Source organism: Paenibacillus sp. J5 (assembly GCF_054955055.1).
Genome location: NZ_JBUEDD010000012.1, coordinates 32,666 through 58,659 on the forward strand (window position 1 = coordinate 32,666; position 25,994 = coordinate 58,659).

Annotated in this window: 31 protein-coding genes; 29 read left to right on the forward strand and 2 right to left on the reverse strand. The window is 52.5% G+C overall.

The annotated features are described in order from the left end of the window. Window positions 1-24 precede the first annotated feature (24 nt). From resB to ACY1JZ_RS20520, 4 genes are read left to right on the forward strand one after another with little or no spacing between them, the layout of a single operon-like run. Window positions 25-1,677 carry a cytochrome c biogenesis protein ResB gene (resB, locus tag ACY1JZ_RS20505; RefSeq protein ID WP_270171642.1) on the forward strand — a complete coding sequence of 551 codons (1,653 nt, stop codon included), beginning with the start codon at window positions 25-27 and terminating at the stop codon, window positions 1,675-1,677. Continuing rightward, entirely contained in the window at window positions 1,674-2,936 is a 1,263-nt protein-coding gene (gene ccsA, locus ACY1JZ_RS20510; RefSeq protein WP_270171640.1) for a cytochrome c biogenesis protein CcsA, read from the forward strand. The genes resB and ccsA overlap by 4 nt, the downstream gene beginning before the upstream one ends. Before the next feature lie 30 nt (window positions 2,937-2,966). After that, complete coding sequence (locus ACY1JZ_RS20515) at window positions 2,967-3,683, forward strand: response regulator transcription factor (RefSeq protein ID WP_270171638.1); 717 nt, start codon at window positions 2,967-2,969, stop codon at window positions 3,681-3,683. 2 nt (window positions 3,684-3,685) lie between these two features. Continuing rightward, window positions 3,686-5,128 carry a HAMP domain-containing sensor histidine kinase gene (locus ACY1JZ_RS20520; RefSeq protein ID WP_270171637.1) on the forward strand — a complete coding sequence of 481 codons (1,443 nt, stop codon included), beginning with the start codon at window positions 3,686-3,688 and terminating at the stop codon, window positions 5,126-5,128. Between the two features lie 163 nt (window positions 5,129-5,291). Here the strand turns inward: ACY1JZ_RS20520 and serA are convergent, their stop codons facing one another. Then, a complete protein-coding gene (gene serA / locus ACY1JZ_RS20525) occupies window positions 5,292-6,884 on the reverse strand; it encodes a phosphoglycerate dehydrogenase (RefSeq protein WP_270171634.1) in 1,593 nt (530 codons plus the stop codon). 359 nt (window positions 6,885-7,243) lie between these two features. Then, entirely contained in the window at window positions 7,244-8,167 is a 924-nt protein-coding gene (locus ACY1JZ_RS20530) for a hypothetical protein (protein WP_462630761.1), read from the reverse strand. 153 nt (window positions 8,168-8,320) lie between these two features. Between ACY1JZ_RS20530 and ACY1JZ_RS20535 the strand changes: the two genes are divergently transcribed. The 25 genes from ACY1JZ_RS20535 (at window position 8,321) to ACY1JZ_RS20655 (ending at window position 25,708) form a co-directional block, all read left to right on the forward strand. Continuing rightward, entirely contained in the window at window positions 8,321-8,914 is a 594-nt protein-coding gene (locus ACY1JZ_RS20535; protein ID WP_462630762.1) for a CPBP family intramembrane glutamic endopeptidase, read from the forward strand. Beyond that, window positions 8,911-9,156: a hypothetical protein gene (locus tag ACY1JZ_RS20540; protein WP_462630763.1), complete on the forward strand. Its 246-nt coding sequence runs from the start codon at window positions 8,911-8,913 to the stop codon at window positions 9,154-9,156. The genes ACY1JZ_RS20535 and ACY1JZ_RS20540 overlap by 4 nt, the downstream gene beginning before the upstream one ends. Window positions 9,157-9,180: 24 nt before the next feature. Then, the gene (locus ACY1JZ_RS20545) at window positions 9,181-10,035 is read left to right on the forward strand and encodes a metallophosphoesterase (protein WP_270171625.1); all 855 of its coding nucleotides are present in this window, start codon (window positions 9,181-9,183) and stop codon (window positions 10,033-10,035) included. A 39-nt stretch (window positions 10,036-10,074) separates the two neighbouring features. Continuing rightward, on the forward strand, window positions 10,075-10,548 hold the full coding sequence (locus ACY1JZ_RS20550; RefSeq protein WP_270171623.1) for a hypothetical protein: 474 nt from the start codon (window positions 10,075-10,077) through the stop codon (window positions 10,546-10,548). A 207-nt stretch (window positions 10,549-10,755) separates the two neighbouring features. Continuing rightward, the gene (locus ACY1JZ_RS20555; RefSeq protein ID WP_270171622.1) at window positions 10,756-11,370 is read left to right on the forward strand and encodes a genetic competence negative regulator; all 615 of its coding nucleotides are present in this window, start codon (window positions 10,756-10,758) and stop codon (window positions 11,368-11,370) included. 151 nt (window positions 11,371-11,521) lie between these two features. Further along, complete coding sequence (prsW, locus tag ACY1JZ_RS20560; protein WP_462630764.1) at window positions 11,522-12,220, forward strand: glutamic-type intramembrane protease PrsW; 699 nt, start codon at window positions 11,522-11,524, stop codon at window positions 12,218-12,220. 52 nt (window positions 12,221-12,272) lie between these two features. Then, window positions 12,273-12,434, forward strand: a complete 162-nt coding sequence (locus tag ACY1JZ_RS20565) for a hypothetical protein (protein WP_270172816.1) — start codon at window positions 12,273-12,275, stop codon at window positions 12,432-12,434. A 67-nt stretch (window positions 12,435-12,501) separates the two neighbouring features. Next, entirely contained in the window at window positions 12,502-13,851 is a 1,350-nt protein-coding gene (ypeB, locus tag ACY1JZ_RS20570; protein ID WP_462630765.1) for a germination protein YpeB, read from the forward strand. 136 nt (window positions 13,852-13,987) lie between these two features. Then, window positions 13,988-14,641, forward strand: a complete 654-nt coding sequence (locus ACY1JZ_RS20575) for a flagellar brake protein (protein WP_462630766.1) — start codon at window positions 13,988-13,990, stop codon at window positions 14,639-14,641. Between the two features lie 63 nt (window positions 14,642-14,704). After that, window positions 14,705-14,884: a hypothetical protein gene (locus ACY1JZ_RS20580; RefSeq protein ID WP_270171618.1), complete on the forward strand. Its 180-nt coding sequence runs from the start codon at window positions 14,705-14,707 to the stop codon at window positions 14,882-14,884. 227 nt (window positions 14,885-15,111) lie between these two features. Then, window positions 15,112-15,816: a (d)CMP kinase gene (gene cmk, locus ACY1JZ_RS20585; protein ID WP_270171617.1), complete on the forward strand. Its 705-nt coding sequence runs from the start codon at window positions 15,112-15,114 to the stop codon at window positions 15,814-15,816. A gap of 3 nt (window positions 15,817-15,819) precedes the next feature. Beyond that, complete coding sequence (locus tag ACY1JZ_RS20590; RefSeq protein WP_462630767.1) at window positions 15,820-16,395, forward strand: lysophospholipid acyltransferase family protein; 576 nt, start codon at window positions 15,820-15,822, stop codon at window positions 16,393-16,395. Between the two features lie 113 nt (window positions 16,396-16,508). Further along, complete coding sequence (gene rpsA / locus ACY1JZ_RS20595) at window positions 16,509-17,765, forward strand: 30S ribosomal protein S1 (RefSeq protein ID WP_270171615.1); 1,257 nt, start codon at window positions 16,509-16,511, stop codon at window positions 17,763-17,765. A gap of 210 nt (window positions 17,766-17,975) precedes the next feature. After that, the gene (locus ACY1JZ_RS20600; protein WP_462630768.1) at window positions 17,976-18,596 is read left to right on the forward strand and encodes a YphA family membrane protein; all 621 of its coding nucleotides are present in this window, start codon (window positions 17,976-17,978) and stop codon (window positions 18,594-18,596) included. Further along, window positions 18,593-19,504, forward strand: coding sequence for a YIEGIA family protein (locus ACY1JZ_RS20605; protein ID WP_270171613.1), 912 nt, complete (start codon window positions 18,593-18,595; stop codon window positions 19,502-19,504). Before ACY1JZ_RS20600 ends, ACY1JZ_RS20605 begins: the two co-directional genes overlap by 4 nt. 2 nt (window positions 19,505-19,506) lie before the next feature. After that, the gene (locus ACY1JZ_RS20610) at window positions 19,507-19,692 is read left to right on the forward strand and encodes a capping complex subunit for YIEGIA (RefSeq protein ID WP_270171612.1); all 186 of its coding nucleotides are present in this window, start codon (window positions 19,507-19,509) and stop codon (window positions 19,690-19,692) included. Between the two features lie 69 nt (window positions 19,693-19,761). Next, entirely contained in the window at window positions 19,762-21,084 is a 1,323-nt protein-coding gene (gene der, locus ACY1JZ_RS20615; protein WP_270171611.1) for a ribosome biogenesis GTPase Der, read from the forward strand. 12 nt (window positions 21,085-21,096) lie between these two features. After that, entirely contained in the window at window positions 21,097-21,696 is a 600-nt protein-coding gene (gene plsY / locus ACY1JZ_RS20620; protein ID WP_270171610.1) for a glycerol-3-phosphate 1-O-acyltransferase PlsY, read from the forward strand. 3 nt (window positions 21,697-21,699) lie between these two features. After that, complete coding sequence (locus ACY1JZ_RS20625) at window positions 21,700-22,740, forward strand: NAD(P)H-dependent glycerol-3-phosphate dehydrogenase (protein ID WP_462630769.1); 1,041 nt, start codon at window positions 21,700-21,702, stop codon at window positions 22,738-22,740. 130 nt (window positions 22,741-22,870) lie between these two features. Further along, window positions 22,871-23,143: a stage VI sporulation protein F gene (locus tag ACY1JZ_RS20630; RefSeq protein WP_270171608.1), complete on the forward strand. Its 273-nt coding sequence runs from the start codon at window positions 22,871-22,873 to the stop codon at window positions 23,141-23,143. 243 nt (window positions 23,144-23,386) lie between these two features. Continuing rightward, window positions 23,387-23,566, forward strand: coding sequence for a DUF2768 family protein (locus tag ACY1JZ_RS20635; RefSeq protein WP_270171607.1), 180 nt, complete (start codon window positions 23,387-23,389; stop codon window positions 23,564-23,566). Window positions 23,567-23,650: 84 nt separating this feature from the next. Then, window positions 23,651-23,947, forward strand: a complete 297-nt coding sequence (locus ACY1JZ_RS20640) for a 2Fe-2S iron-sulfur cluster-binding protein (protein WP_270171606.1) — start codon at window positions 23,651-23,653, stop codon at window positions 23,945-23,947. Window positions 23,948-24,007: 60 nt separating this feature from the next. Next, complete coding sequence (locus ACY1JZ_RS20645; RefSeq protein WP_462630770.1) at window positions 24,008-24,598, forward strand: nucleotidyltransferase domain-containing protein; 591 nt, start codon at window positions 24,008-24,010, stop codon at window positions 24,596-24,598. Further along, complete coding sequence (locus ACY1JZ_RS20650) at window positions 24,595-24,939, forward strand: 2Fe-2S iron-sulfur cluster-binding protein (protein WP_270171603.1); 345 nt, start codon at window positions 24,595-24,597, stop codon at window positions 24,937-24,939. The genes ACY1JZ_RS20645 and ACY1JZ_RS20650 overlap by 4 nt, the downstream gene beginning before the upstream one ends. 19 nt (window positions 24,940-24,958) lie before the next feature. Further along, window positions 24,959-25,708, forward strand: coding sequence for a YphF family lipoprotein (locus ACY1JZ_RS20655; RefSeq protein ID WP_462630771.1), 750 nt, complete (start codon window positions 24,959-24,961; stop codon window positions 25,706-25,708). Window positions 25,709-25,994 lie beyond the last annotated feature (286 nt).

Sequence of the window (25,994 nt, forward strand, 5' to 3'; positions counted from 1 at the left end):
AGGAAGGAAAGGAGGTTTCCCACATTGTTTCAGAATACAAAATGCGAGTGCGGCCATCAAAATCATGTGGGGACTGTGCTATGTGAATCCTGCGGCAAGCCGCTTGGAGAAGAACTGCTATCAGACGAGCCGCTCGAGATGCGTTATGATGGTGTAGCAAGGCGGTCACAGAAGGCGAATCCGAATCTTATCGATAAGATATGGAGCTTCTTCTCGTCGGTCAAGATTGCTGTCTATCTGATTATAATAACGCTGTTGGCATCCGTGCTGGGCACCATCTTCACCCAGGAGAATATGTTGACCGAGGACCCGGCTACCTATTATGAGATGAACCATGGAACCATCGGCAAAATCTATTATATGCTAGGCCTGTCCCACACGTATAATTCCTGGTGGTATATTACGCTGCTCGTCATGATCGGCACCTCGCTCGTTATCTGCTCGCTCGACCGGGTGTTGCCGCTGTATCGTGCGCTGTCCAAGCAGCAGATTCGCAAGCATCTTCGTTTTATTACTCGCCAAAAAGTTGTCTATACCGGCCCTATTGAAGGCAGCGAGGAGCAGTTTGTCGAGCGGATCGCCGAGCAGTTGAAGAAGAAGCGATACAAGGTGCATACCGAGGGTACGGCGCTGCTGGCCGAGAAGAATCGGTTTAGCCGCTGGGGGCCTTACATTAACCATATCGGGCTGATCCTGTTTCTGCTGGCGGTACTGGCCAGAAGTATCCCAGGGCTGCACATGGATATGTATGTTGCTGTTCCTGAAGGCCAGACCAACGAGATCGAGGGAACCGAATATTATATTAAGAATGAGAAGTTCACGGTGAACTATTATACAGATGACGAGCTTCCCGACAGCTTGAAGGGCACTGCAAGACCCAAGCTGTATGAGACGAAGGCCGTCCTGTACCGCTGCGTGGAGGACTGTAACGAGCTGACCAAGGAGCCGGTGCTGGAGGAGGTCGCGCGTCACGATATTGTGTTAAATGATCCGCTCAGCTATGAAGGGCTGAAGGCGTACCAGTCAGGCTTTGACGCCACGCCGCGCCTGGAGTTGGTCAAGCCGGTGCTGATCAACAAGCAGACTGGGGAGGAGTTCGGTCCATTTGAGCTCGATATTCGCAACCCTCAAACAACCTTTCAGGTGGGACCCTATACGCTGAATTTGCGGTCACAATATATGGAGTTCGCTTATGGCAGCAACGGCGAGCCAACTACTCTCTCCAGAGAGCCGAACGCTCCAGCCTATCTGTTTATTATCACGGGGCCTGGATTGAAGGAAGAGGGGGAGGCTTATCTATACTTCCCGAACCAGATTGATAAGCTTCAATTCAATCAGGATGCCCTGAACCGTTCGATTGCTGATCGATTTGAGATTAAGGTGAATGGAATGGAGAATGTGAAGCTATCTGGCGCCATCACCTATCTGAACATTCGCAAGGATTCAGCGGTCCCGTATATATGGATCGGGGCGGCAATCTCCATGATTGGCCTTATTATGGGCTTTTACTGGCACCATCGCAGAATATGGCTGCGCTTTGACCAGGGGACGTTATCGCTGGGAGCGCACACCAACAAAAACTTTTATGGCATGCGCAGCGAAGTCGCCTGGGTGCTTGGCAAAGCGGGCATCGAGGTGGAGCCCAAATCGCTCGATAACGGGGGGAACAAAACGTGAATTTTTGGCTGGAACTTAGCAGTGATTCCTTTATCGCTGCCTTCTTCTTATATTGCTTCGGCTTCATCTTCTATATGATCGCCATTGGCGGGAAGAAGTGGAGCAACCGCGATCCCAAGGCCCACGTCAAGCGCTGGGGCAAGATCGCTTACATCGTGTCGCTGCTCGGTCTGGCGGCGCATCTATTGTTTTTCTTTGCCAGGTGGTATGGAAGCGGGCAGATTCCGACGAGCAACATGTATGAATTCATGACCTTCCTTGGGATGGCGATCATGATTGCATTTGTCATCATCAATGCGATCTATCGCACGCCGCTGCTGGGCATGTTCGCTCTGCCGCTTACGGTTATTATCGTAGCGTATGCGTCGGTATTCCCGCAGGAGGTGCAGCCGCTCATCCCGTCATTGAATTCGATCTGGCTGAAGGTGCACGTCACAACGGCCGCGCTCGGGGAGGCCTTCTTCGCTGTCGGGTTCGCTGCGGGGCTTATGTATCTGCTGCGTGTGGTGGACTTCAAGCAACAGACGAAGGAAGCCAAGCGTGCGCAGCGCTGGGTAGAGTTTACGCTGTATGTGCTCGTTGTCATCGTCGGCTTCATCGTTATTGTCTTCGCGTTCCGGGGCGCCGATTACCATGCAGAGTTTATGCAGGAGCAGGTGAAGATAGACAGCCGCGGTCAAGAATCGACGACAACGGAAACGGTCGAGTACACACTGCCGCCGATATTTAAGCCGTATAACAGTGTTACCACGAGCATGGACAGCTTCCTAGGCTTGCAAGAGCCACTGCTTGAGACGCCATCGTGGATGAATGGGGTTAACGCTGGACGCAAATTCAATACGGTGATTTGGTCGATTATCGCCGGCTCTATATTGTATGGTCTGCTGCGGCTGCTGCTCCGCAAGCGTCTGGGTGCTGTTATTCACCCGTATATGGAAGGAATTGACCCTGAGGATCTGGATGAGATCAGCTATCGGGCGATTGCGATCGGCTTTCCGGTATTTACGCTCGGGGCGTTGATCTTCGCGATGATCTGGGCCAATATTGCCTGGTCGAGATTTTGGGGATGGGATCCCAAAGAGGTGTGGGCACTAATCACATGGCTGTACTACAGCGCATACCTCCACCTGCGTCTATCGCGCGGCTGGCAGGGACAACGCTCCGCATGGCTAGCTGTGATCGGCTTTGTCATTGTCATGTTTACGTTAATTGGGGTCAATCTGGTCATTGCCGGCTTGCATTCCTATGCCGGAGTATAATACCATTTCATTAGAAAGGAGCGGGGAGCTATGTCTGAGCCCATTCAACGTATTTTAGTGGTAGATGATGAGGAACGAATTCGCCGATTGTTGAAGATGTATCTGGAGAAGGAAGGGTATCAGATTGAAGAGGCAGAGGATGGAGAGACTGCGCTTCGTATGGCAACGGCTTTCGATTTTGACCTGATCTTGCTGGATGTGATGCTGCCAGGTATTGATGGTATTGAAGTGTGTTCCCGGTTGCGGCAAGTGAAGGCAACACCTGTTATTATGCTTACCGCCAAGGGGGAGGAGATGAATCGTGTACAAGGCTTTGAGGTAGGCGCGGATGACTATGTCGTCAAGCCCTTCAGCCCACGCGAGGTCATCTACAGGGTCAAGGCCATCCTGCGTCGCTCCTCCGCCACGGCGTATCTGACGAAGGAAGCTAACTCAAGCAACAATATTGTATTCCCGCATCTCGTAATTGAACATGATGCTCACCGTGTGACTGCGGGAGGGCAGGAGGTCAGCCTGACGCCGAAGGAGTATGAGCTCCTGCACTATCTAGCCATCTCGCCGGACAAGGTATTCTCGCGGGAGGAGCTGCTGAAGGACGTATGGAATTATGAGTTCTTTGGCGACTTGCGCACGGTGGATACCCATGTGAAGCGGTTGAGAGAGAAGCTGAACAAGGTATCGCCCGAAGCAGCAGGCATGATCACAACGGTATGGGGCGTAGGCTATAAGCTAGAGGTTCCGAAGTAACGATGCTGCGAAGAAGCGTTGTCGGCAAGCTATGGCTGACGATTATGTTGCTTGTCGCGCTCATATTAATTACACTTGGAACGCTGCTTCTGCTGTATGTGGATCTGACCTTTACTAGCGCAACTAACGAGATTATGATGCTGTTCATTATTACCGGCGTCATCGGGTTTTTGCTGACTACGTTTTTTGCCTTCTTTCTCATCACTAAGATCACGCAGCCACTAGTCCAACTAAAAAAGGCCGCGGATCAAATCTCTAAAGGAGAGTACCGGACAAGAGTTCCCATCCGGTCCTCGGATGAGATTGGCGAACTGGGAAATACCTTCAACCATATGGCCTCGGAGCTCGATACGATTATCAAGGATCTATACCACGAGAAGGATCATCTCTCAAGTGTGCTGCGCAGTATGGCGGATGCAGTTATTACATTCGACGCAGCCGGTAGGATTATTCTGACCAACCCCGAGGGGCAGCATGCGATGGAGCAATGGAGCAAGCTGAGCTGGTCTGAGGGGGATCAGCATCCCAAGCAATACGGTGAGGTGCCAGAACCATTATATGAACTGTACCGCACGGTTCTGCGCGAGGGGCGCGATCTGAGCAGCAAGGTTAATGTGCACGACAGCGTCTGGTCTGTCGTGATGGCGCCGCTTACCTCTAATGAGAGTGTCAGAGGGGCGGTCGTCGTCATGCGCAATGTAACAGAGGAATACAAGCTGGAGAAGCTGCGGCGCGACTTCGTGGCAAATGTATCTCATGAGATTCGCACACCGCTCTCGATGCTTCAAGGCTACAGCGAGGCGCTAATGGATGATATTGCCGCTTCCCCGGAGGAGCGCCAGGAGTTGGTACAGGTCATCTACGATGAATCGTTAAGGATGAGTCGGCTAGTGAAGGATCTGCTGGATCTGGCTCGCATGGAGGCCGGTCACATTGAGATGAACTTTCATGAGGTGGAGCTTGGTGTTCTCATTCGCAGGGTGACCCGCAAGTTTCAGGTGTTTTCCAAAGAGCGGGGCATTACATTGCGTTACGAGCTACCGGATGAACCCATGATGCTGCAGGCAGCCGATGAGGATCGTCTGGAGCAGGTGCTGACGAACCTGCTAGATAATGCACTTCGGCATACGCCTGAGGATGCTCGCATCTGGGTGACGGCTGAGCCGATAGCTAAGGATGACAAAGCTCATGTGAGGCTGGTTGTGAAGGATCAGGGGAGAGGCATACCTAGGGAAGACTTGCCCTACATCTTCGAGCGCTTCTATAAAGCCGACAAGGCACGTACTCGCGCCCCTTCAGGTGGAACGGGCCTGGGTCTGGCCATCGTCAAGAACATTGTCGATTCGCATGGCGGCTCCATTCATGTGGAGAGTCAGATCAATGTAGGCACGACCTTTACCATTCTGCTGCCGGTAATGCCGGCGGGGAGCAAGACATTGCCATAGCGACGATCCTGTTCGGGCTCACGAACAGCATAGCGGCGCGGGATTCCTCCCGCGCCGCTTATTTTATGCCTCCTATAGCTCTGTTCCGCTTCGGGTACTAGCTCTACAGAAAAACCGCCAGCTCTGCTATGCAGAACTGGCGGGGTATCCTTCATCAGGGAGATTAGTAGAGCGTAATCTCCTTGGCGTTATTCACATCTGGCAGACTGGCAATCTCCTGCAAGACTTCTCTTGGTGCAGCCTTGTCGACGCTCAATACCATAACTGCCTCGCCGCCGACAATTTTACGTCCTACTTGCATCGTGGCGATGTTAACATCATTGCTGCCTAGCAAGGTACCGATGCGACCGATGATGCCTGGTTTGTCGCTGTGCGACACGAGAATCAGGTTACCCTCTGGGGCAACGTCAACCGGGAATTTATCAACTTTGACAATCCGCGCACCATAACCGTTAAGCAGTGTGCCTGCAACGACACTCTCCGCTTGCTTCACGCGCAGCGAAACGGTCAGCAGGTTCGTAAAGCCTTTGGTGGTGTGTGATTTCTGTACGACGATGTTCACGCCGCGCGCCTTGGCCAGATGCATCGAGTTGACCAGATTGACCTGCTCGGAGCCCAGGTGGTGCGAGAGCACGCCCTTCACCACATAGCGGGTCAGCGGCTGTGTGTCCACTTCAGCCAGATCACCGGAGTAGCTGACGGTAATCTCTTCCACTGCGCCTTCAGCCAGTTGAGCGGCGAAGCTTCCAAGCTTCTCGCCGAGGGAGAAGTAAGGCTGCAGCTTATTGAGTACCTCAGCAGGAACAGGAGGCATATTCACCGCATTGCTGAACGGCTCGTTGCGCAGAATATGCAGCACTTGCTCCGAAACATCAATTGCAACATTCTCTTGTGCTTCCACTGTCGATGCGCCGAGGTGAGGCGTAACGATAATTTTAGGATGTGTCAGGAACGGATGGTCTGCAGCAGGCGGTTCGGATTCGAACACGTCAAATGCTGCGCCAGCAACGATATTTTGATCAATGGCTTCAACCAGCGCCAATTCGTCGATGATGCCGCCACGGGCACAGTTAACGATACGCATGCCAGGCTTCATGATCTCGAATTGAGCCTTGCCGATCATGTGACGGGTTTCCGGGGTCAGCGGTGTATGAACGGTCATGAAGTCTGCATGGCGGACAATATCCTCAACGCTAGACAGCTTCACGCCCATCTTCTCCGCGCGTTCCTCGGTAAGGAACGGATCATAACCCATAATCTCCATACCGAACGCTTTGGCACGCTTGGCAACTTCGCTGCCGATCCGGCCCATGCCCAGAACACCGAGCACCTTGTTGCGCAGCTCTACGCCAAGGAACGACTTGCGATCCCATACGCCGCTTACCGTTTTGGCATAAGCTTGCGGGATATGGCGGGCAACAGCCATCATCATCGCAAAGGTATGCTCGCATGTCGTAATCGTATTGCCGTCCGGTGCATTAATAACGACGATCCCGCGCTGGGTTGCTGCAGGCAGATCGATATTATCCACGCCTACACCGGCGCGGCCAATAACCTTCAGGTTTGTTCCTGCTTCCATAATGCGTGGTGTTACGCGTGTCTGGCTGCGTACAAGCAGCGCGTCGTATTCGCCAATGATTGCTACCAGCTCATCCTCGCTTAATCCTGGCTTCTTGTCCACTACAACATCTTGCGCTTCAACCAACTGTTGAATGCCAAGATCGCTGATCGGATCTGAAACTAGCACTTTATACATCTCGGGTATTCCTCCTAGAGTTTAATTGTGGTGCATTAAGAGAAAAACCCTCGTCTGCAGCTTGAATTTGAGCAGAGAGACGAGAGTTTCATTCGCATCCTGAAAATTGTCGAATGATTCGTATGCCTGCATTGCCTGTCCGACAAATTCCATTGTCTTTCAACAAATGCAGCGCTGTTGACCTCTATTATTTTATAGCATTTAAGCCGACAAAAGCAATCCTCTAACTTGATCAATTGTGAATTTTTTTGATATGATTCAAGCTAACGCAGCAGAACGCCCTCGGTCAAGTATGCCCCGTCGAACGATTGGCATAGGTCTTGACCGAGTGCTTCATGGCTGGAAATTATTCTGTTCCGCTACTTGGCTTCGCTATAGAAGAAAGGAAGCTGCGGCAAAAGCTCCTTGTCGTATCGGCTCAGCTTGCCCTCGGAGAAGTCCCCGTCTCGCACAGCCTTGGTGCTCAGGAGCAGATCAACGACAGCAGACACCGTCTTGATGCGCATCTTTGCCGGCTGTCCAGAGGCGATGAACTCATCGACGCGTGAGCTTAGGTCATGCGGATAGAAGGATTCCATGGTGCCGCGAGAATGCAACTGGTCGGCCATGACTTTATTTTTGACCAGAAAGGGCAGCTTGTTCCACTCTGAAATATCGAGTACGGATGGTGTTTCATATTCACCCGGAATTTTGCTGTCGGTGGTTGCGCCCCATTTGAGCATGGAGGCATAATACTGCTGTTGGGATTGCAAGGCATAGGTAACGGCCTGAGTATAATAGGCATCCTTGGGAACGTCGTTAACGACGGCGACCGGCGCTTTATCCTTCGCTGCCGAGGCGATGCGCGTCGCGGCTTGCTCGAACAGCTTCAGGCTTTTCATCGCATTCGTCTGGGATTGCTCCAATAACGGCGAGACAGCGGACACAGAGGACTTGCTGATCGTCTCATATTGCTTCGTCGCCAGCTTGGAGAGCTCCTTGAAGGAGGCGGCAGCGTCGGTGGAGCGGCCTGTCTGAAGCTTATCCATCGCTGTGAACCATTCGGCCTGGAATTCACGCAGCGGCAAAAATACAGTATGATAGTAAGATACCAAATCCTGCTGCTGATACGCGGTTACCTTGGGACCGCCCTCAGCATGAAGCAGCTTCATTGGCAGATATTTCGCTTCTGTTTTTTCGGAACCGACCTTTACTCCGTAGAAGAACGCGGCAATTGCCAGGATCAGCACGAAGATGAAGGCGAGACTGAACAGCATTTCAGTTCGGGACAGTCGTTTTTCCATGGTAGTCTCCTTCAGATGGTAGTAGGAATAAGTAACGATGAATAAACTGCTGTCCTGAATTAGAACAGTCAGAGCCACCTGTTTATACTAATTTAGTATAGGTGAATTTTGACGAAAAGGGAATAACATACTTCACACTACAGGCGGGAACTTATGAAAAAATTTGACATACGTAAACTACGGCTACGCAAGGTGTCGGTTGACCAGATTGATGACCGAATGCTTCTTATTAATCTGTATATGACTCAAGCGCTTACGCTTATTATCGGCATCATCTGGATATTATTGCAGCGCCGGAATCCATTTTTATTATTAAAAATGCCGGAGTCTCTACATTTTTTGTACTGGGGAGCTGGACTCGCTGTCGCCGTGGTCATCGTAGACTTGCTGCTGTCAAGATGGGTGCCAGAGGAAGCGACAGATGACGGAGGTGTAAATGAGAGGCTGTTCCGCAAGCGCTCATGGTGGCATATCATCGTGCTATCCTTTGTCGTAGCGGTATGTGAGGAGATGCTGTTCCGCGGGGCGCTTCAGCATGCGTTCGGAGCGTATTGGACGAGCATTATATTTGCTGCAATACATGTACGCTACTTGAAGCACTGGATTCCAACAGGCCTTGTATTCTCGATCAGTTATGGTCTAGGATGGATATATGAATATACGGGTTCCTTGTGGGCGCCGATTGTAGCCCATTTCGTGATCGATGCGGTCATGGGATTTATTATTCGGTATCGGAGGGAGTCATGAGCAGACTGGAGCGCTATGGCAGGCGGCGCTCGCAGACTCGTGCACAGCGGGCGTTGTCTGTAGAGGAACAGAGTGCGAAGGAGTCCGCAGCGGGAGAGCTGCCGCCACGAAATAACAAGCATAGATCAACGAAGCAACAGCTCACAAAGCTTTATTATCAGTTTTTAATTGTATTTTTTATCGGACTGGTGGCCGGGCTGCTTATATACGGTTATGGTATGTTGGACAACAGGTTGAAGTAGCCGAGTGAAAGCGGGTGAAGGAAGATGGCGTGGTTGTGGCTAGTGCTGCCTGTGATTGCCGCAGTGGGCTGGATGGCGCGGGAAGCTCGCTCGAACCGTATCGTTCAAGAAGAGGTAACGCTTGATAATCTGCCTGCAGCATTCGATGGCTTGCGGGTATTCTTTATCAGCGATATTCATCGTCGCGAGGTGCCTGAGGCGCTGATTGCGGATTGTATGCAGTCAGGCGGCGCTGATCTGGTGTTGATCGGCGGTGACATTCGGGAGAAGGGGGTTCCGCTGGAACGAACGAGGGTCAGCCTCCGTCGTCTTCGCAAGCTGGGTCCGGTCTATGCCGTATATGGCAATCATGATTATGACGAGCCGATCAGCAGACTGGATGAGCTGCTTCGCAGCGAGCAGGTGCTCCCGCTTCGCAACGACTATGCGGAACTGCGCGATGGGGATGAGCGATTAAGAATATGCGGCGTGGATGATCCGATCACAGGTCACGACCAACTTCGCAAGGCGCTTGGCAGCTATGATGCCGATTCGGGCTTGCGTCCCTGTGTGATCCTGCTGTCTCATGCTCCGAACCTGATCGGGCATCTGGGGGATGCTAAGATCGATCTCATGCTATCCGGTCATACACATGGAGGCCAGATTGTGCTGCCGCTTGTGGGGCCTTTAGTGCGTAACAAGGTGGTCAATACCTACCGCAGCGGCTGGTTTGTTGTTGGCAATCAGGGCAGGACTACCAAGCTGCTCGTAAGCTGTGGCTATGGCACATCCCGTCTTCCGCTGCGCTTGCTTGCGCCGGCTCAGACCCATCTCCTTGTACTAAGAAGCACGGCTGCTAAAAATAGGCGGATTGCCTTTCCCGCTCGCCGGGAACAATAATTGCGTAGTTATTCTCAAGTACAAGGAGGCGTAACTTCCATGAAATGGAGCGCATTTATTGCAGGAGGCATTGTGGGCATGGCAGGGGCGGCTATGCTGGCGTCCAAGCGGCCGGGAGTATTCAAGTCGTTAGCAGGTGCTGCAAGCGGCGCGTGGAATGGAATGCGTGGCAACCGTCTGGATGTGCTCGTCAAGTCGGGTTTGGAGTCCTTTGCAATGAACGAGGGTGTGGGTGTCAAGTCCCATGAACAGCACTCAGGGCAAGGAATTCAGCATAAGGCGACGTCGCATCAGTCGGACACGCACAAAAGTGTGGAGAAGGCAGCAAGCCATACATTGAATCATTCTGCACAGAAGCTGAACAGTTCAGCGGCTAGCAATGCGTCTGGAGAGAAGAGCAAGGAGCATAAGCAAGCGTGGAATCGTATAGAGCAACTGGTCGAGAGTGACCCCCAGGTCAAGCGAGAGACGAGCAAAATTATGGCCGAGAACGCAAACGAACACACTCACTGATAATAAGAAGTTGCAGGGTATGCAAGGGTCTTCCCGGAAAGTTAACGGGGAAGGCCCTTATTTTGTTAGTTGCCAAAAAAACCTCCTGTATCTATAGTGCATTTCCCCGTCAAAAGTGATAACATAGTTACATATGATGATTTTATTCACATATTATATGAAGTTTCATACGCTGTTATAACCGATGCTGCAAAGGAGGATCCTGTCATGAAAATCGAGCGTTTAAGCCATAATAAAATAAAGATTTTCCTGACGTTCGACGACCTGCTGGAACGAGGGATCCAGAAGGATGATATGTGGCGTGAAATTCCGAAGGTTCATGACCTGTTCAGCGAAATGATGGATCAGGCTTACAATGAGCTTGGATTTGACGCAAGCGGGCCGCTCGCAGTGGAAGTGTTTGCGCTCCCCGCGCAAGGAATGGTGGTCATCGTCACACGCGGCAAATCGGACGCACAGCCAAGCGAGCGTGCGGATGCAGATGAAGACCAGGATGAAGATGTATATGAGATGGAAGTAACGCTTGAACAGAGCGATGTCATTATGTATGCATTCCGTGATTTTGAAGATGTCATCTCTGTCAGCAAGAGCTTGAAGGTGGCTGGACTGACGGAGGATGGAAGGCTATACAGCTATAGGGGCAAGTGGATTCTTACCTTTGACCCGCAGGTATCGGAACAGGCAAGAATGGCGGCGCTCATCTCGCTGCTGGCAGAATACGGAGAAGCGACCTCCGTGACGACAGCAGTGCTAGAGGAGTATGGCAAGCTGATTATCGCATCCGGGGCCGTAGCGGAGATTTGCACTCATTTTAATTCTTGAATTCCAACATACCGCAGCGCCGGACAGCCTAGCTGCTGTCCGGTTGCTTTGTATTGCATAGAACCTATGTGGTGGACGAGCGCGCACATATGGCTGGCTGAGCTACCGAGAATGTTGAGACGGATACACTTAGAAGGGAGAGTGCGGGCAGGTGGTATTGCTATCCATACTGACAGCGGCTATAGCTCCGGGCATTTCCCTGCTCACCTTTCTATATCTAAAAGATAAATATGATTCCGAGCCGATTCATATGGTCGTCCGAATGTTTGTTTTCGGGGCGCTGGTGTCGTTTCCAATTATGATCATTCAGCGGGGACTCATGCTTTGGCTTGGCGAATCGCCGTTTGTTTTTGCTTTTATTATATCCTCCTTGATTGAGGAGGGGCTGAAATGGTTCGTTGTGTATCATATTATCTACAATCATACGAATTTTGATGAGCCCTATGATGGCATTGTCTACGCCGCGGCAACCTCGCTTGGCTTTGCGACGTTGGAGAATGTGCTCTATGCATTGCTGCAGCCGGTCTCCTTTGGTTCGCTGATGATGCGGGCGCTGCTGCCGGTCTCCGGTCATGCGCTGTTCGGCATTATTATGGGCTATTACTTGGGCAAAGCCAAATTCTCGGCCAATCCCCACCGCAAGCGCAGGCTTATTCTGTTCTCGCTGCTCCAGCCGCTATTCTGGCATGGCTTGTACGATTACATTATGATGGTGCTGGAGACGACATGGATGTTCTTGATCGTACCCTTGATGATCTATCTCTGGATTAAGGGACTGCGTAAAATTCAGCGTGCCAATTCGTATTCCCCGCTCCGCCTCGTCCGTCGGGAGGAAGAGGTTAAGCTATAGTTTATCTGTCTATACTGTCAAGTAATGAAGCTTGGCATAAGGAGGACAGATTATGGAGCATCAGATGCGCGTGAAGGTGGCCATTCGCTGCAACCATTGCGGGGAAACCTTTATTTTGCGCGGACGCAAAGACCAGGGAAGGGTAGACACCGGCTTTAAGCAATGCATCTGCAGCAATGCGGATGATTTTGAAATTGAAGAGATGTTCGGATAATGCATAAAGCTCCCTTGCGCAAACCAAACTAAAACCAGGTTTTGCACAAGAAAGGAGCTTTTGTGTTATGTACCAACGACTGAGTGCGATTTTGTTTCCGGTTATGACCTTGTTATTCGTGGGCTCCATCTACTGGGGATACCAGGAGCTTCAAGAGAAAAACTCTATTTTGATCAAGGCGGAGAACCAGTACCAGCGCGCGTTTCATGAGCTAAGCTACAATATGGAGCAGCTTCATGACCAATTGGGCCATACGCTTGCCGTCAATTCGACCTCGAATAATTATCACCGCAAAAGTCTTGTTAATGTGTGGCGCTTAACCAGCGATGCGCAGGGAAAAATCAATCAGTTGCCGCTAACGCTGCTGCCGTTCAACAAGACTGAGGATTTTTTGGCGCGAATTGCTAGCTTCACATACAGGACGGCAGTTCGGGATCTGAACAAGGAGCCGCTGACGAAGGATGAGTATGAAACCATGAAAACCTTGTATGCCAAGTCGGAGGAGATTACAAAGGACCTTCAAGGCATGCAAAGCAAGGTGCTGCAAAACAACCTGCGGTGGATGGATGTAGAGAGCGCGCTGGCAACGGAGCAGTCAACGCGGGATAATACGATTATTGATGGCTTCAAGATGGTGGACAAGAAGGTAGAGGCTTATCCCGAGATAAACTGGGGGCCGTCCGTGTCGGCAATGTTCGAGCGCCGCTCGATTACGATGCTCAGCGGGACTCCGGTAACGGCGCAGGACATACAGCAAAAGGCGGCACAGTTCCTGGGCGTCTCTGATCCAGGTCGTATCAAGGTTGCCGAGAACGGTCAATCGACAGAATACGCCTCATTCACGGCAACTCTGGAGCGGGAAGGCGGGCATGTACAGCTCGATTATAGCAAGAAGGGCGGTCAACTGCTGCGATTTATGGATCATCGGGCGATCGGTGCAAAGTCGGTGAGCCTGTCCGAGGCGGAGCAGAAGGCCAGAGGGTTCCTGGATGAGCATGGCTTTGCGAGCATGACAGCGGTAAGCTATGACAATTATGGGGATACGGCGAACATCTCCTTTGTTCCCAAGCAGGGCAATGTGCTCATCTATCCAGACAAGCTGACCGTTAAGGTAGGGCTGGATAACGGCGATGTTGTGGGCATGCAGGCTGAGCAGTATGCGCTGGAGCATAAGGAGCGCAAGCTGTCCAAGCCGACGATGAGCGAGGCGGAGGCGCGCAAGGTGTTAAACCCCGAATTCAAGCTGATGAAGACACGGGAGGCGCTCATCAAGAACGAGCTTTCCGAAGAGGTGCTCTGCTATGAGTATACAGGGCGCATCAATGGTCATCTCTACCGAATCTTCGTCAATGCGGATAATGGCATCGAAGAAGCCATTGAGAAAATACCCGGCATGGGCGAGAAACAGGAGAAGTAGAATCGCAGCTCTTGAAATAATCAAAGACGATTTTCGGCGCTTTTTTCGAGAAAGTGCCGGAAATCGTCTTTTTCATATGGCTCCTTAACTAGTGCCATGGTATAATGTACCTATACACAGGAGGGGGAGCTTCAGGTTGCTGCCGAAAGTAAATCAGATCCTATTCTTGCAGGTTGCTTCCGCAGATGAAGCGGAGAGCAGAATAAGCTACAAATCCCGAATTGCGGATGAACGCGAAACGGACCTGCTGATCGAAGTGCCCTTGAATGAAGAGAATGGTCGGCTCAAAAAGCTGTACCTGGGGGATGAGCTGTCCGCATTTTATTTGAATGAGAACGGTGTGAAGCATTATTTCAACAGTCATGTCATCGGCTTTAAGGACGATGTGGTTCGTCTGGTGTCCATTCGCAAGCCGGGGCTCGATCAGATCTCCAAAATTCAGCGTCGCAGTTTTCTGCGTGTGTCAGCCGAGCTTGAGATGGCTGTGAAGCTGACGGAGCAACTGAAATTTTTGGTGCATACCGATGATGTGGGCGGGGGCGGCATTTCTTTTTTGACGGATGGCAAATGGCAGGCTCATACCGGCGACAAGCTGGAGTGCTGGCTGCTTATCCCATACAAGAATGGAAGTCTGGATCATGCGCAATTTACCTGTGAGGTTGTTCGTGTGCAGCCACTGGAATCTGGACGTGTACAGGTCATGAGCAAGTTTGTACAAATCAGTGACAGTGAGCGGCAGCGAATTATACGTTTTTGCTTTGAACGGCAGCTTGAATCTCGGAAGCAATAACCCGAATAACCATTGCAGCATGGGATATACTACCACCAACTTATAGGTTGGGGGCGATAGGCGATGAAGCAACGGAGTTGGCTGGAGCGTGCGGATCGGGTAGCCGTTTGTCTCATAGTGATAGGTGGCATTATGCTGGCAGTACTGCTGCTTGCGCAGTTTGCACTGCAGTTTGCCGTCATCCGTGAGTGGGTAACAGGTGTGGATCGTATGGAAGGACTGCCGTTTTCATTCGTTGCTTGAGGAGTGCGGCTAGCAGCCATATCTTGCCTCTCCTAAGCTGCGAGAATGATGCCAGGGGGGCACTGGCTTTTGCATCTGTCGGAATGATGTGGTATAATTTTACCGTTGCAGGCAGAGCCTGCTTTTTTCTTGGCACACACCCTGTCGCAGCAGCATTGGATACCTAGCGTGCCGGGCGTGCCTGACGACGCTGCTTCGTCTTGCGATTCAAGGAGGTAGTTGGACAAGTGGGATTCAAGCAAGATAGCCTTGAACATGGACTGATCAATATTGCTATTGATGGTCCGGCTGGAGCAGGGAAGAGCACGGTAGCCCGCATGGTAGCCGAGCAGCTCCGTTATGTATATATTGATACGGGAGCCATGTACCGGGCAGTAGCGCTGAGCGCGATCCGTCAAGGAATCGATGTCTCGGATACGACAGAGCTTGGAAGGCTGTGTGCTTCATTGGATATTCGTCTGTTGCCTGGAGTGGACGGACAGCAGGTCTGGATTGGAGATGAAGATGTAACGAATCGGATTCGATCCAGAGAGGTGAATCTGCTCGTATCGCAGGTTGCCGCTGCCCCGGAGGTTCGAACGCAGCTTGTAGAGCTTCAGCGAAGCTTCGCCGACCGCAAGGGTGTCGTCATGGATGGCCGGGATATAGGCACGCATGTGCTGCCGGATGCCGAATTGAAGATTTTCTTGACGGCTTCTGTGCGAATTCGGGCCGAGCGCCGCTACAAGGAAACCGGACAGGCCGACAGAAACGGCTTGGAGCAACTTGAGCGGGAAATTGAAGAGCGAGATCGAATGGATCGTGAGCGGAAGACTTCACCGTTAATCTGTGCCGAGGATGCTCTTGTTATCGATAGCTCACACATGACGATCGAGCAGGTTGTGTCACAAATTGTTGAATTAAGCCGAACCAAAAAGGTGGAGGCGAAGTAAACTATGATATATCGTTTCTGCCGGATGGCGCTCCGAATTTTCTTTGGCATCTTTTTTCCGTTGAAGGTTTATGGACTGGAACATATTCCGGACAAAGGGCCTGTGCTCCTTTGTTCTAACCATATCAGCAACTTTGACCCGGCGACCGTTGGGATCAAGCTTGACCGCAAGGTGCATTACATGGCCAAGGCTGAATTATTTAGCTTTAAGCCATTGGGGTTGTTTCTGACGTCGCTTGGCGCATATCCTGTCAAGCGCGGCGGCGTGAGCAAGGATGCGATACGCAATTCCATCCAGTTGTTGAAGGACGGGCATGTCATGGGGATCTTCCCCGAAGGCACTCGCAGCAGCAAGGATAGCGCGGCCAAGAAGGGAGCGGCTATGATTGCGCTCCGCAGCGGAGCGACAGTTATTCCGGTCACGCTGATTGGGGAATATAAGTGGTTTCGCCCGATGACCGTCTTGTACGGCAAACCGGTAGAGTTGAGTGAATTCATGGAGGATAATTCCACTGACACGCTTGAACGGCTAACGGACAAAATTATGGGCGAGATCAGGCAGCAGAGGATACCTGCTTAAACGACAGGCGTCCTGGCTCACAAATATTGTTTTAAATACTGTGTCCAACCCGTTTTAAGTGATAGGCCACAGGTTTAAATAAAGTTGGGGTATGAATTGAGGAGGTAGTTCAAATGTCAGAAGAAACAAAGGTACAGGAATCTGTAGTAGAAGAAACCGTTGCACAAGAGGCTGGAGAAATCAACCAGCAAGACGCAATGGATCTTGTCTCGCTGAAAAAGGGCGATACGGTCAAAGGAACGATCGTCAAGATTGAGGACAACCAAGCGACTGTTAGTCTTGGATATAAATATGACGGTGTGATTCCGCTGCGCGAGCTGTCCGCAGTACAACTGGGCAACGCTGCTGAGGCGGTTCAGGTTGGCCAGGAAGTTGAACTGAAGGTTGTCAGCATCGACGACGAGAAGGAGAGACTGGTTCTGTCCAAACGTCTGGTTGATGGCGAGAACGCATGGGAGCAGCTTCAAAGCCGCTTTGAGAGCGGAGAAGTGTTCGAAGTGGCTGTAGCAGACGTTGTCAAAGGCGGCCTTGTCGTTGACGTAGGCGTGCGCGGCTTCATCCCGGCTTCCATGGTAGAGCGTCATTTTGTTGAAGATTTCAGCGATTACAAAGGTCGCACGCTGCGCGTGAAAATCAAAGAAATCGACAGAGAGAACAACAAAGTGATTCTGTCCCAGAAGGAAGTTCTGGATCAAGAATTCGAGCAAAACAAAGTGCAGATTATGTCTTCCCTGCAAGTAGGCCAAGAGCTCGAAGGAACGGTTCAACGTCTGACACCGTTCGGCGCATTCGTAGACATCGGTGGCGTAGACGGACTCGTTCACGTATCCGAGCTGAGCTGGCAGCATGTTGCTCATCCGAAGGATTTCGTGTCCGAGGGCGATTCCGTTCGAGTAAAAGTGCTGAAGGTTGATCCAGCCGCTGGGAAAATCAGCCTGAGCATGAAGGCTGCTCAACCAGGTCCATGGGAATCGGCTGCAGGCCAATTCAACATTGGCGATGTAGTTACGGGCACAGTACGCCGTCTGGTAAACTTCGGCGCATTCGTTGAGATTGCTCCAGGAGTTGAAGGTCTGGTTCATATCTCCCAGATCGCTCATCGTCACATTGCAACTCCACATGAAGTATTGCAGGAAGGTCAAGAGGTTCAAGCGAAAGTACTGGACTTCAATCCTGCCGAGAAACGCGTCAGCCTGAGCATCAAGGAAACCGAAGAAGCTCCTGAGCCGGCTCCAAGACCTGAAAGAGCAGAGAGAGGCTCCCGCGCTCCTAAGGAAGATCTGAACAATCCGAACGTAAGCCTGAGCAACCAAAGCATGAGCTTTACGCTGGGTGAGAAGTTTGGCGACAAGCTGAGCAAATTCAAATAATAACGGAAGCACTGCGCGAATGCGCGGCAATGCTTCGAGTGTGGGCCTGGAACGGTGCTTTACCGTTCCAGGTCTTTTTGTCATTAAGGCGAAGGCCGTGCCGATTACCAAGGTCTCCATTCGTTAGCGTAGCGGCAGGATATGACAGTCGGGGAAGCCAAATGTTTTCTTCTTGACTGACACATAATAGAAGGAGCAGGAGGGATTGGAATGAACAACGGCTATTGGGTCGCCATCGTGTCGATCGTGGTAACGATCTTGCTGCTAACAGGCTGGAGGCGGCTATTGCTCGGAAATATTCCCCGCTGGATCATTCTGTTGTTTGTGGCAGGCTGTGCAGCCAGTGGCTGGCTCATATGGGAAGCCGGAGAGGCGGTCGTGCAGGCCAATGTTGCATGGCTGTTGCTTTGGGGTCTTGTGGCTGCAGCCGTAGCAGTGAAGGAGCCAGGAGCGAGCTACCTGGCCTTTGGCTGTGTGCTGGTCGTCATCCTCTGGTTCTGGAGCGGACGTCTCTATGCGGCTGATCCTGCAATTGTGTTATATAAGCCGGAATGGGACGGGCCGCTGCTCGCAGGTTTCGCTGCCGGCTTCCTGGCTCCACGCTTTCGCGACCAGTTCGCGATTCTGGCGTGCGCGCTGCCCGCGGCGGATCTGCTGCTGAGTATAAGCCTCTCGAAGACGATTATGATGGGCGGCGCGGCCTGGTGGGATCGATTTGTAGCTGCTGCGGTTACGGCAAGGCTGACAGCGGCTGTATTGTGGCTTATTGCCTCAGGATGCAGCAGAGCCAGCGCACACCTGTTCAAAAACGAGGGGGGGCGCGCTTCATGAGCGTAAGCACTTTTTTGCTGAACAATAAATATACGATCGGTATTTTGATGGGTGTCCTGTTCGGATTGCTCTCCCGGCTATTCATGCTGCGCACCGATTACAGGCAATATCCGACGCATCCACACGGCAAGATTATCCATCTTTCTCTTGGTATCATTGCTGCCGGACTAGGCTCGGTAGCGGTGCCCGCATTGCTCAAAAAGGATTATACAGCCATCACCTTCTTGACGGTGGCCGCCCAGCAATTCCGCGATGTACGCAACATGGAGCGCGATACATTGACCAAAATCGACGGAATGGAGCTGGTGCAGCGGGGAGCAACGTACATTGAAGGGATTGCCATGGTATTTGAGGGGCGCAATTACTTGGTCATTATGTCGTCCTTTGTGACCAGCTTTGCCGCCATTACATTGAATTGGTATCTCGGTATTGGGGCGGGGCTGCTCTCGCTGATTGTAGTGCATCTGCTCCGTTCAGGGAAATCGCTGTCCCATATCGCCGCAGTCGAGCAGGCCGAGGTGATTCAGGATGGGGCTGATCTGTTTGTCGGTGACATCTACATTATGAATGTGGGGCTCTCCTCGAATCAGGACATCATCCGCGAGCGCGGCCTCGGTCTAATCTTGAAGCCGTTCAATGCCGACGGGAAGGCAACACTTAGCAATCTGGGGCAGCGGCAAGCGATCTTATATGATCTATCCACGATTTTAGGTGTGTACCGCGATGATGGCGAGCCAGCGCTAATTCCAATGGCGAAGCTGGACATGAAGACCGGGCGGCTGGCGGTATTTATTTTGCCGCAGGAGCGAGATGGATCAAAGGCCGTGGAGACAGCATTGCGCGTGCCGATTCTGGAGTCGGCTGTCCGCATGCCGACGGAGGCGAAGGTGAACGAGAAAGGGAGTTGACGATGGCGAGCATAGTAGCAGTTGTAACGATGCGCAGAGAGTCCGTAGGAGGCGGGGCGCCAATCTTCTTGGCAGAGACGGAGGCGCAATTGGAGGAGACGGCTTTTTTGCTTGAGAAAATATTGGATGCTTCGGTTCATGATCTGAAAAATGGCACCTTTATTGTGGTAAATCATCATTCCAAATGAAATGTTAGCCAATCCCGCGCTTTTTTGCTATGATGGTAGGCGTGAGTATTGTTGAAGGAGTGGAATCAGATGGCAAGACCCGTTATAGCAATCGTCGGGCGGCCAAATGTGGGTAAATCTACTATTTTCAACCGGGTCATCGGTGACCGGCTGGCAATTGTAGAGGATAAACCAGGCGTTACCCGCGACCGACTGTATGGAACCGGGGAATGGAATGGCAAAGCTTTCAGTATTGTGGACACTGGAGGCATCGAAATCGATGGCGAAGACGAAATTATGAAATCCGTGCGAATGCAAGCCGAGCTTGCAATTGAGGAAGCGGATGTCATCGTATTTATGGTCGACGCCAAAGCCGGTTTGACCCACGCGGACGATGAAGTAGCCCGAATGTTATTTCGTTCTCAGAAGCCTGTTGTCGTAGCTGTCAACAAGGTGGATAATTTTAATCGAATGGATGATATTTACGAGTTTTACAGCTTAGGCTTCGGCGAGCCCATCGCAATCTCCGGAGCGCATGGTCTCGGTATTGGCGATCTGCTGGATGCAGCGGTCGATAAGCTGCCAGAGCCCAAGCAGGATGAGTATGATGAGGATGTCATTCGCGTCGCACTGATCGGACGCCCCAACGTCGGCAAGTCATCACTTGTCAATGCACTGCTAGGAGAAGAACGGGTGATCGTCAGTAATGTTGCGGGAACAACCCGCGATGCGATCGATACACCGTTCGAGAGGGATGGCCAGCGGTATGTGCTGATCGATACAGCAGGCATGCGCAAGCGCGGCAAGGTGTACGAGACGACCGAGAAATACAGTGTCATGCGGGCGCTCAAGGCGATCGAGCGGGCGGATGTTGTGCTCGTCTTGATCAATGGCGAGGAAGGGATTATCGAGCAGGACAAGCATATTGCAGGCTTTGCTCATGAGGCAGGCAAGGCGGCGATCTTCGTCGTGAACAAATGGGATGCGGTGGAGAAGGGCGACAAGACGATGCAGCATTTTACGCAGAGCATTCGCGACCATTTCCTATTCATGACCTATGCGCCGGTTGTGTTCCTGTCCGCCAAGACGAAGCAGCGGCTGCATAAGCTGTTGCCTGTGGTGAATCATGTATCCGAGCAGCATGCGCTGCGCATTCAGACCCATCTGTTGAATGATGTTGTGTCTGATGCGATCGCGATGAATCCGCCGCCTTCGGACAAGGGCAAGCGGCTGCGTATCAATTATGTGACACAGGTGGCGGTTAAGCCGCCGACGATGGTTCTGTTTGTTAATGACCCGGAGCTGATGCATTTCTCTTATCAGCGCTATCTAGAGAACAAGATTCGTGGAGCATTTAATTTTGAAGGAACGCCGATCCGTATTTTTACGCGGAGGAAGTCCGAGGAAGATTAGGGGAGAAGAGAATTGGTTGATGCCGTGTTGCCAGTCATCATCAGCTATTTGCTTGGATCAATAGCATTCAGTATCGTTATTGCCCGCTTAGTCAAAGGAATCGATATTCGCCAGCATGGGAGCGGCAATGCGGGAGCGACGAACACGCTGCGCATATTGGGGAAGGGCCCAGCGCTGCTCGTATTCTTGCTTGATGTTGCCAAGGGTGTGCTGGCGGTCTTCATCGGAAGCTGGCTTAGCGACGGCAACATGACCGTCATGACGTTAAGCGGCCTTGCTGCGATCGTCGGCCATAATTGGCCGGTCTTTTTTGGCTTCAAGGGCGGCAAGGGGATTGCCACCACCGTTGGCGTGATGGTTACGCTGGCGTTTTTGCCTGCACTGTATGCAGGAATTGTGGCGATTGCGCTCATTGCGCTCACCCGTTATGTTTCCCTGGGTTCGCTCGCTTTCGCTGCACTGACACCGTTGTTCATCCTGTTGATGGATCGCCCGCTGCCGCTATTATGGGGCAGTCTGGCGCTCTGCGCCTTTGCATTTCTGCGCCATCGCAGCAATATTGTGAAGCTGGCGCAGGGCAAGGAGAACAAGCTAGGAGCAAAAAGGATGTGACCTATGTCTACACAAACAAAGGTAGCCGTCTTAGTTGCCGGTAGCTGGGGTACTGCGCTGGCTGCTGTTCTTGCTGATAATGGACATCAGGTCAGCCTGTGGACTCGCAATGGGGAGCAGGCTGACGAGATCAATCAATCGCGCACGAACCGCAAATATTTAGGTGATGCAATCCTGCCACTCGGCATAACTGCGGGGTCGGAGCTTTATGAAGTGCTAGACGGAGCAGCGGCGGTGGTCTTCGTGGCTCCTTCGGCAGCGATGCGGGAAGTGGCGCGTTCGGCCCGACCGCATATCGCGCCCGATGCGCTCATTATCCACGCGACCAAGGGGTTCGAGACCGGGTCGCTCAAACGGATGACAACCGTGCTGTCCGAGGAGCTGGAGCGGTCAGAGAGCGAGCTTGTCGTGCTGTCTGGCCCGAGCCATGCCGAAGAGGTGGTGCGAAGGCTGCCTACGACCGTCGTTGTGGCGTCGGCAGATCAGCAACGTGCCGAGGCTGCACAGGATTTGTTCATCAATAATGATTTTCGCGTGTATACCAACCCGGATATGATGGGTGTGGAGGTAGCGGGCGCGATCAAAAATATTATTGCGCTTGGAGCAGGTCTGTCGGACGGACTCGGGTTTGGCGATAATGCCAAAGCGGCGCTGATTACACGCGGTCTGGCAGAGATTGGCCGGCTCGGGGACGCAATGGGCGCCAATATGCTAACCTTTGCCGGACTGGCCGGCGTTGGTGATCTGATCGTCACCTGCACGAGCACGCATAGCCGCAACTGGCGAGCGGGCTCGATGCTTGCCAAAGGAATGACGGTTGACGAGATGCTGGCGAAGATGGGAATGGTTGTCGAGGGGGTGCGAACTACCCGAGCGGCCTATGAGCTGGCGTCGCGTTATGAGGTGCGAATGCCGATCACCGAGCAGCTCTATCAAGTGCTGTTCGCCGGCAAATCGCCTAAGCTGGCGGTGGAGGAATTAATGGGGCGGATTCGTACCCATGAGATTGAAGAAGTCGCCAAGGTGTGGACTGATCCCAGCTAGTGTCTGAACGGGTGAGGCCTACACCAATCCCGTCCTCCTGACATATGATGCTAGAAGCAAGCACTTTAGCGCTGCTGCATGCATGCTGCATCGCGGGAGCCGCTTCTGCATCTTGTGGAGGAGGGGAACAATGGCTGACAAAAATCTTCCAAAGGACGTTCTCAAGGCAGTAAGCAAAAAGACAGGCAAGCCGATCACGGAGGGTGCGGTCAAAAAGCTGGCTAGCGGAGTAACGCCGAATACGGTTAAAAGTGAAGCTGAGCTGCGTCGCCTGATTAAGCAGGTGTCCGCGATGGCTAAAGTTCCGGTAAGCGAGCAGACGATGAATGAAATCGTCGGCGCAGTGAAAAAAACCGGCCTTAACAATCTGGAGCAATTGATGAAATCAATGCTCAAGAAGTAAGTTCTACAAGCCAAGCTCCGGAAGCGCGTCTGCGTCCGGAGCTTGGCTTGTATGAGGGCAAATTTTCAGGCTTGCACACAGGGCATGCCCTTAGAATGAGGTGCAGTCTGCGGTAGCCCTTTGCCGGAGGCAATGCTATAATACAACCTGTACAGTTGAATTTGCGACATGAGGCCGGCATATGATCTTCGGTCGTGTATGTAGCAAAGAACTAATTCTATGGTTGCAGGAGTAGATGGCTTAATGGATGCAATGACTAAAATGTGGGTATCGTTTATCGGGATCGGCCTGATGGCGCTCGCTGCGGTCGTCATTACCGTTGCCCGCACGAAGACTCGCGGTTTTGTGCGGATTATTTTATCTATCATCGCGTTTGTACTGCTGGTGGTAGGCTTCATCTACGGATTTGCCTCGATATTGTAGGACAAGCCGTCAGGTTTGCGAGCGGATGGGAGCTTCAAGGGGGGCGTTCCCTAATGAATGCGAAAGGGAAAGGAGGAACATACGTTGATTGAACTTACAGGACGCACCAAGAGCGCTGTTGTGGAGGGAGAAGAGGGACTGACATTGCTTGACCTGGCGCTAAAGCATCAGGTGGACTGGGGCTTCTCCTGCACTCGCGGCACCTGTGCGCGTTGCCGCTGTCTGGTGACGGCAGGGATGGAGCATCTGGAGGACGTAACGGACGAGGAATGGGATCGGCTGGAGCAGGAGGAGCTGGACGAGGGGTATCGCCTCGGCTGCCAGGCTGTGCTGAAGACGGCTGGAGCGGCGGTAACGGCTATAAACAAGCCATATTTCTGAATCATGCCAGTCAATGACGGCGACAGCCGTTGACACTGTAGGAAAATAGGTGAACGAGAGATGGTAACTGCGGTTCAATTGGATGTGGCATTGCGCAAGATTGCGCAGCGGACAGGAGAAGATGGAGGATGGGTGGTCGGCGGGAGCGCCGGGCTTGCGCTGCGCGGGCTTGCGCTGCAGCAGCAGCCGCGCGATCTGGATATTTATGCCGACGAGGCGGATGCGCAAGCGATCCATCGTCTGCTTGAACCGTATGCAGTCGACTGCCAGCAGGAGAGCAGGACGGAACGCTATCGCTCTATACTGAGCCATTATGAGATTGAAGGCGTGCCTGTCGAGCTGGTAGGCGGGTTTGAGGTGCGGGCGCATGGTTCGTTCTACAGAATCGAGGTTCAGGAGCTGCTCATCCCCTTTGGGCTGGTGACAGCAGGAAGCCCGATACGGATTGCTCCGCTTGCGCATGAGCTATGGTTCAACGTGCTCCGCGACCGCGAGGATCGGCTACAGCAGATTGGGGGAGCAATGGCGCGTATGCACAAGCTGCACTACCCGGCCTTCGAGGAGATCGTTCGCCGCAATGCGCTTGCTCCTGAGCAGGTGAAGCGTGCTGCCGACTGGATCGGGCTGCGGCTGCCCCAGGAGCAGGCATGAAAGCGGAGATTACGTTTATGCCGGAGGGCAAGATGGTTGTGGTGCCAGTCGGCACCACGGTATTTGATGCCGCCAGACGGGCGGGCATCCCGTTAAGGAGCCGCTGCTCGGGAATGGCGGGATGTCTGATGTGCAAGGTGAAGCAGTTGACAGAGAGCGGTCTGTCTGCCCCGCGCGACAAGGAGCGCCTCAAGCTGGGCACGATGCTGGAGGATGGACTGCGCCTATCCTGCCAGGCGAAGGTGACTGGCAAGGCATCCGTGGAAGTACCGGAGGACCCGCTCCGTGCGGCGGTTCGCCGCAGGCTTGCTCAGCAGGCGGAGGAGGATACGCTCTGGTAGCACAGGGGGGAAATAGAGGATGAATGAAATTCGAAGAAGAATACCGGCATTGCTGGTTCTCGCTGCGGTGTCCGCAGTGTTGCTGAGCGGCTGTTTGTACCCTAAGGAGAATTTGGCGCAAAATAAAGCATCCACGCGCGAAGCTGTTCGCAATATGCAGGCGGTCATTGAGGAGTTCCAGCAGGCTACGGGTGTCCTGCCGCTCAAGAACAGCACGCCGGAAACGCCGCGGTACGAGAAATTTGTGATTGATTTGGCCAAGCTGCAAAACATGCAATATATTAGCGATTTACCCGCTGTGTCCTTTGAGAAGGGGGGCAAATATTACTTTCTCATACAGAACGAGGAGAGTGAGCCAACCGTCAAGCTGATGGATCTTGTTGTCTATCAGGCGGCGAACCAGATCCAAGGCTGGGTTGATAGCTATAAGCGTGAACAAGGCTCGCTACCGCTAGGCTCACAGGCATATCCTGGCTTCTATTATATTGACTATGGCAAGCTGGGACAGAAGGAGCCTGTCATCCAGAGCATCTATTCCGGCTTGACGCTGCCTGCGATTATCGATGAGTCAGGGACTGTATTTGTTGATTATGGCATCGATATTATGCAGGCGGTACAGCGTACTCAGGCCGAGCCCCAGGCGGGCGATGATCTTCGTGAGCTGCTCGTGGCCTCCAGCGAGCTCGTGCCTGTCAAGTCTACTGCCTATCATTGGATAGACGGTGACCCGCAGGCGGTAGCGGAGAAGAACGGAGCAGCCACGCAGTGATAACGGTGCATTTGGCGGGTACACCAGAGACGTGATACATGAGCAGTGACGCATTCTCAAGGGAGGAGGCGGCGCTGCTCTTTTGTTGTCATAGAGTTCCAACTCCTCTCATATATCATTTCTTGGAAGGACGTAGCGCGGGCGGCACAAACAATTCAGCGGAAAATGGTCATAAACAGGCCGTGCTGGCAATATGATTATACTAGTCCAAATGTTTGTACGAGTTGCGTCGCATACCCGCTCTTTCGTCCGGTGGATGGCGGCGAACCCTGGCGGTAGGAGGAAT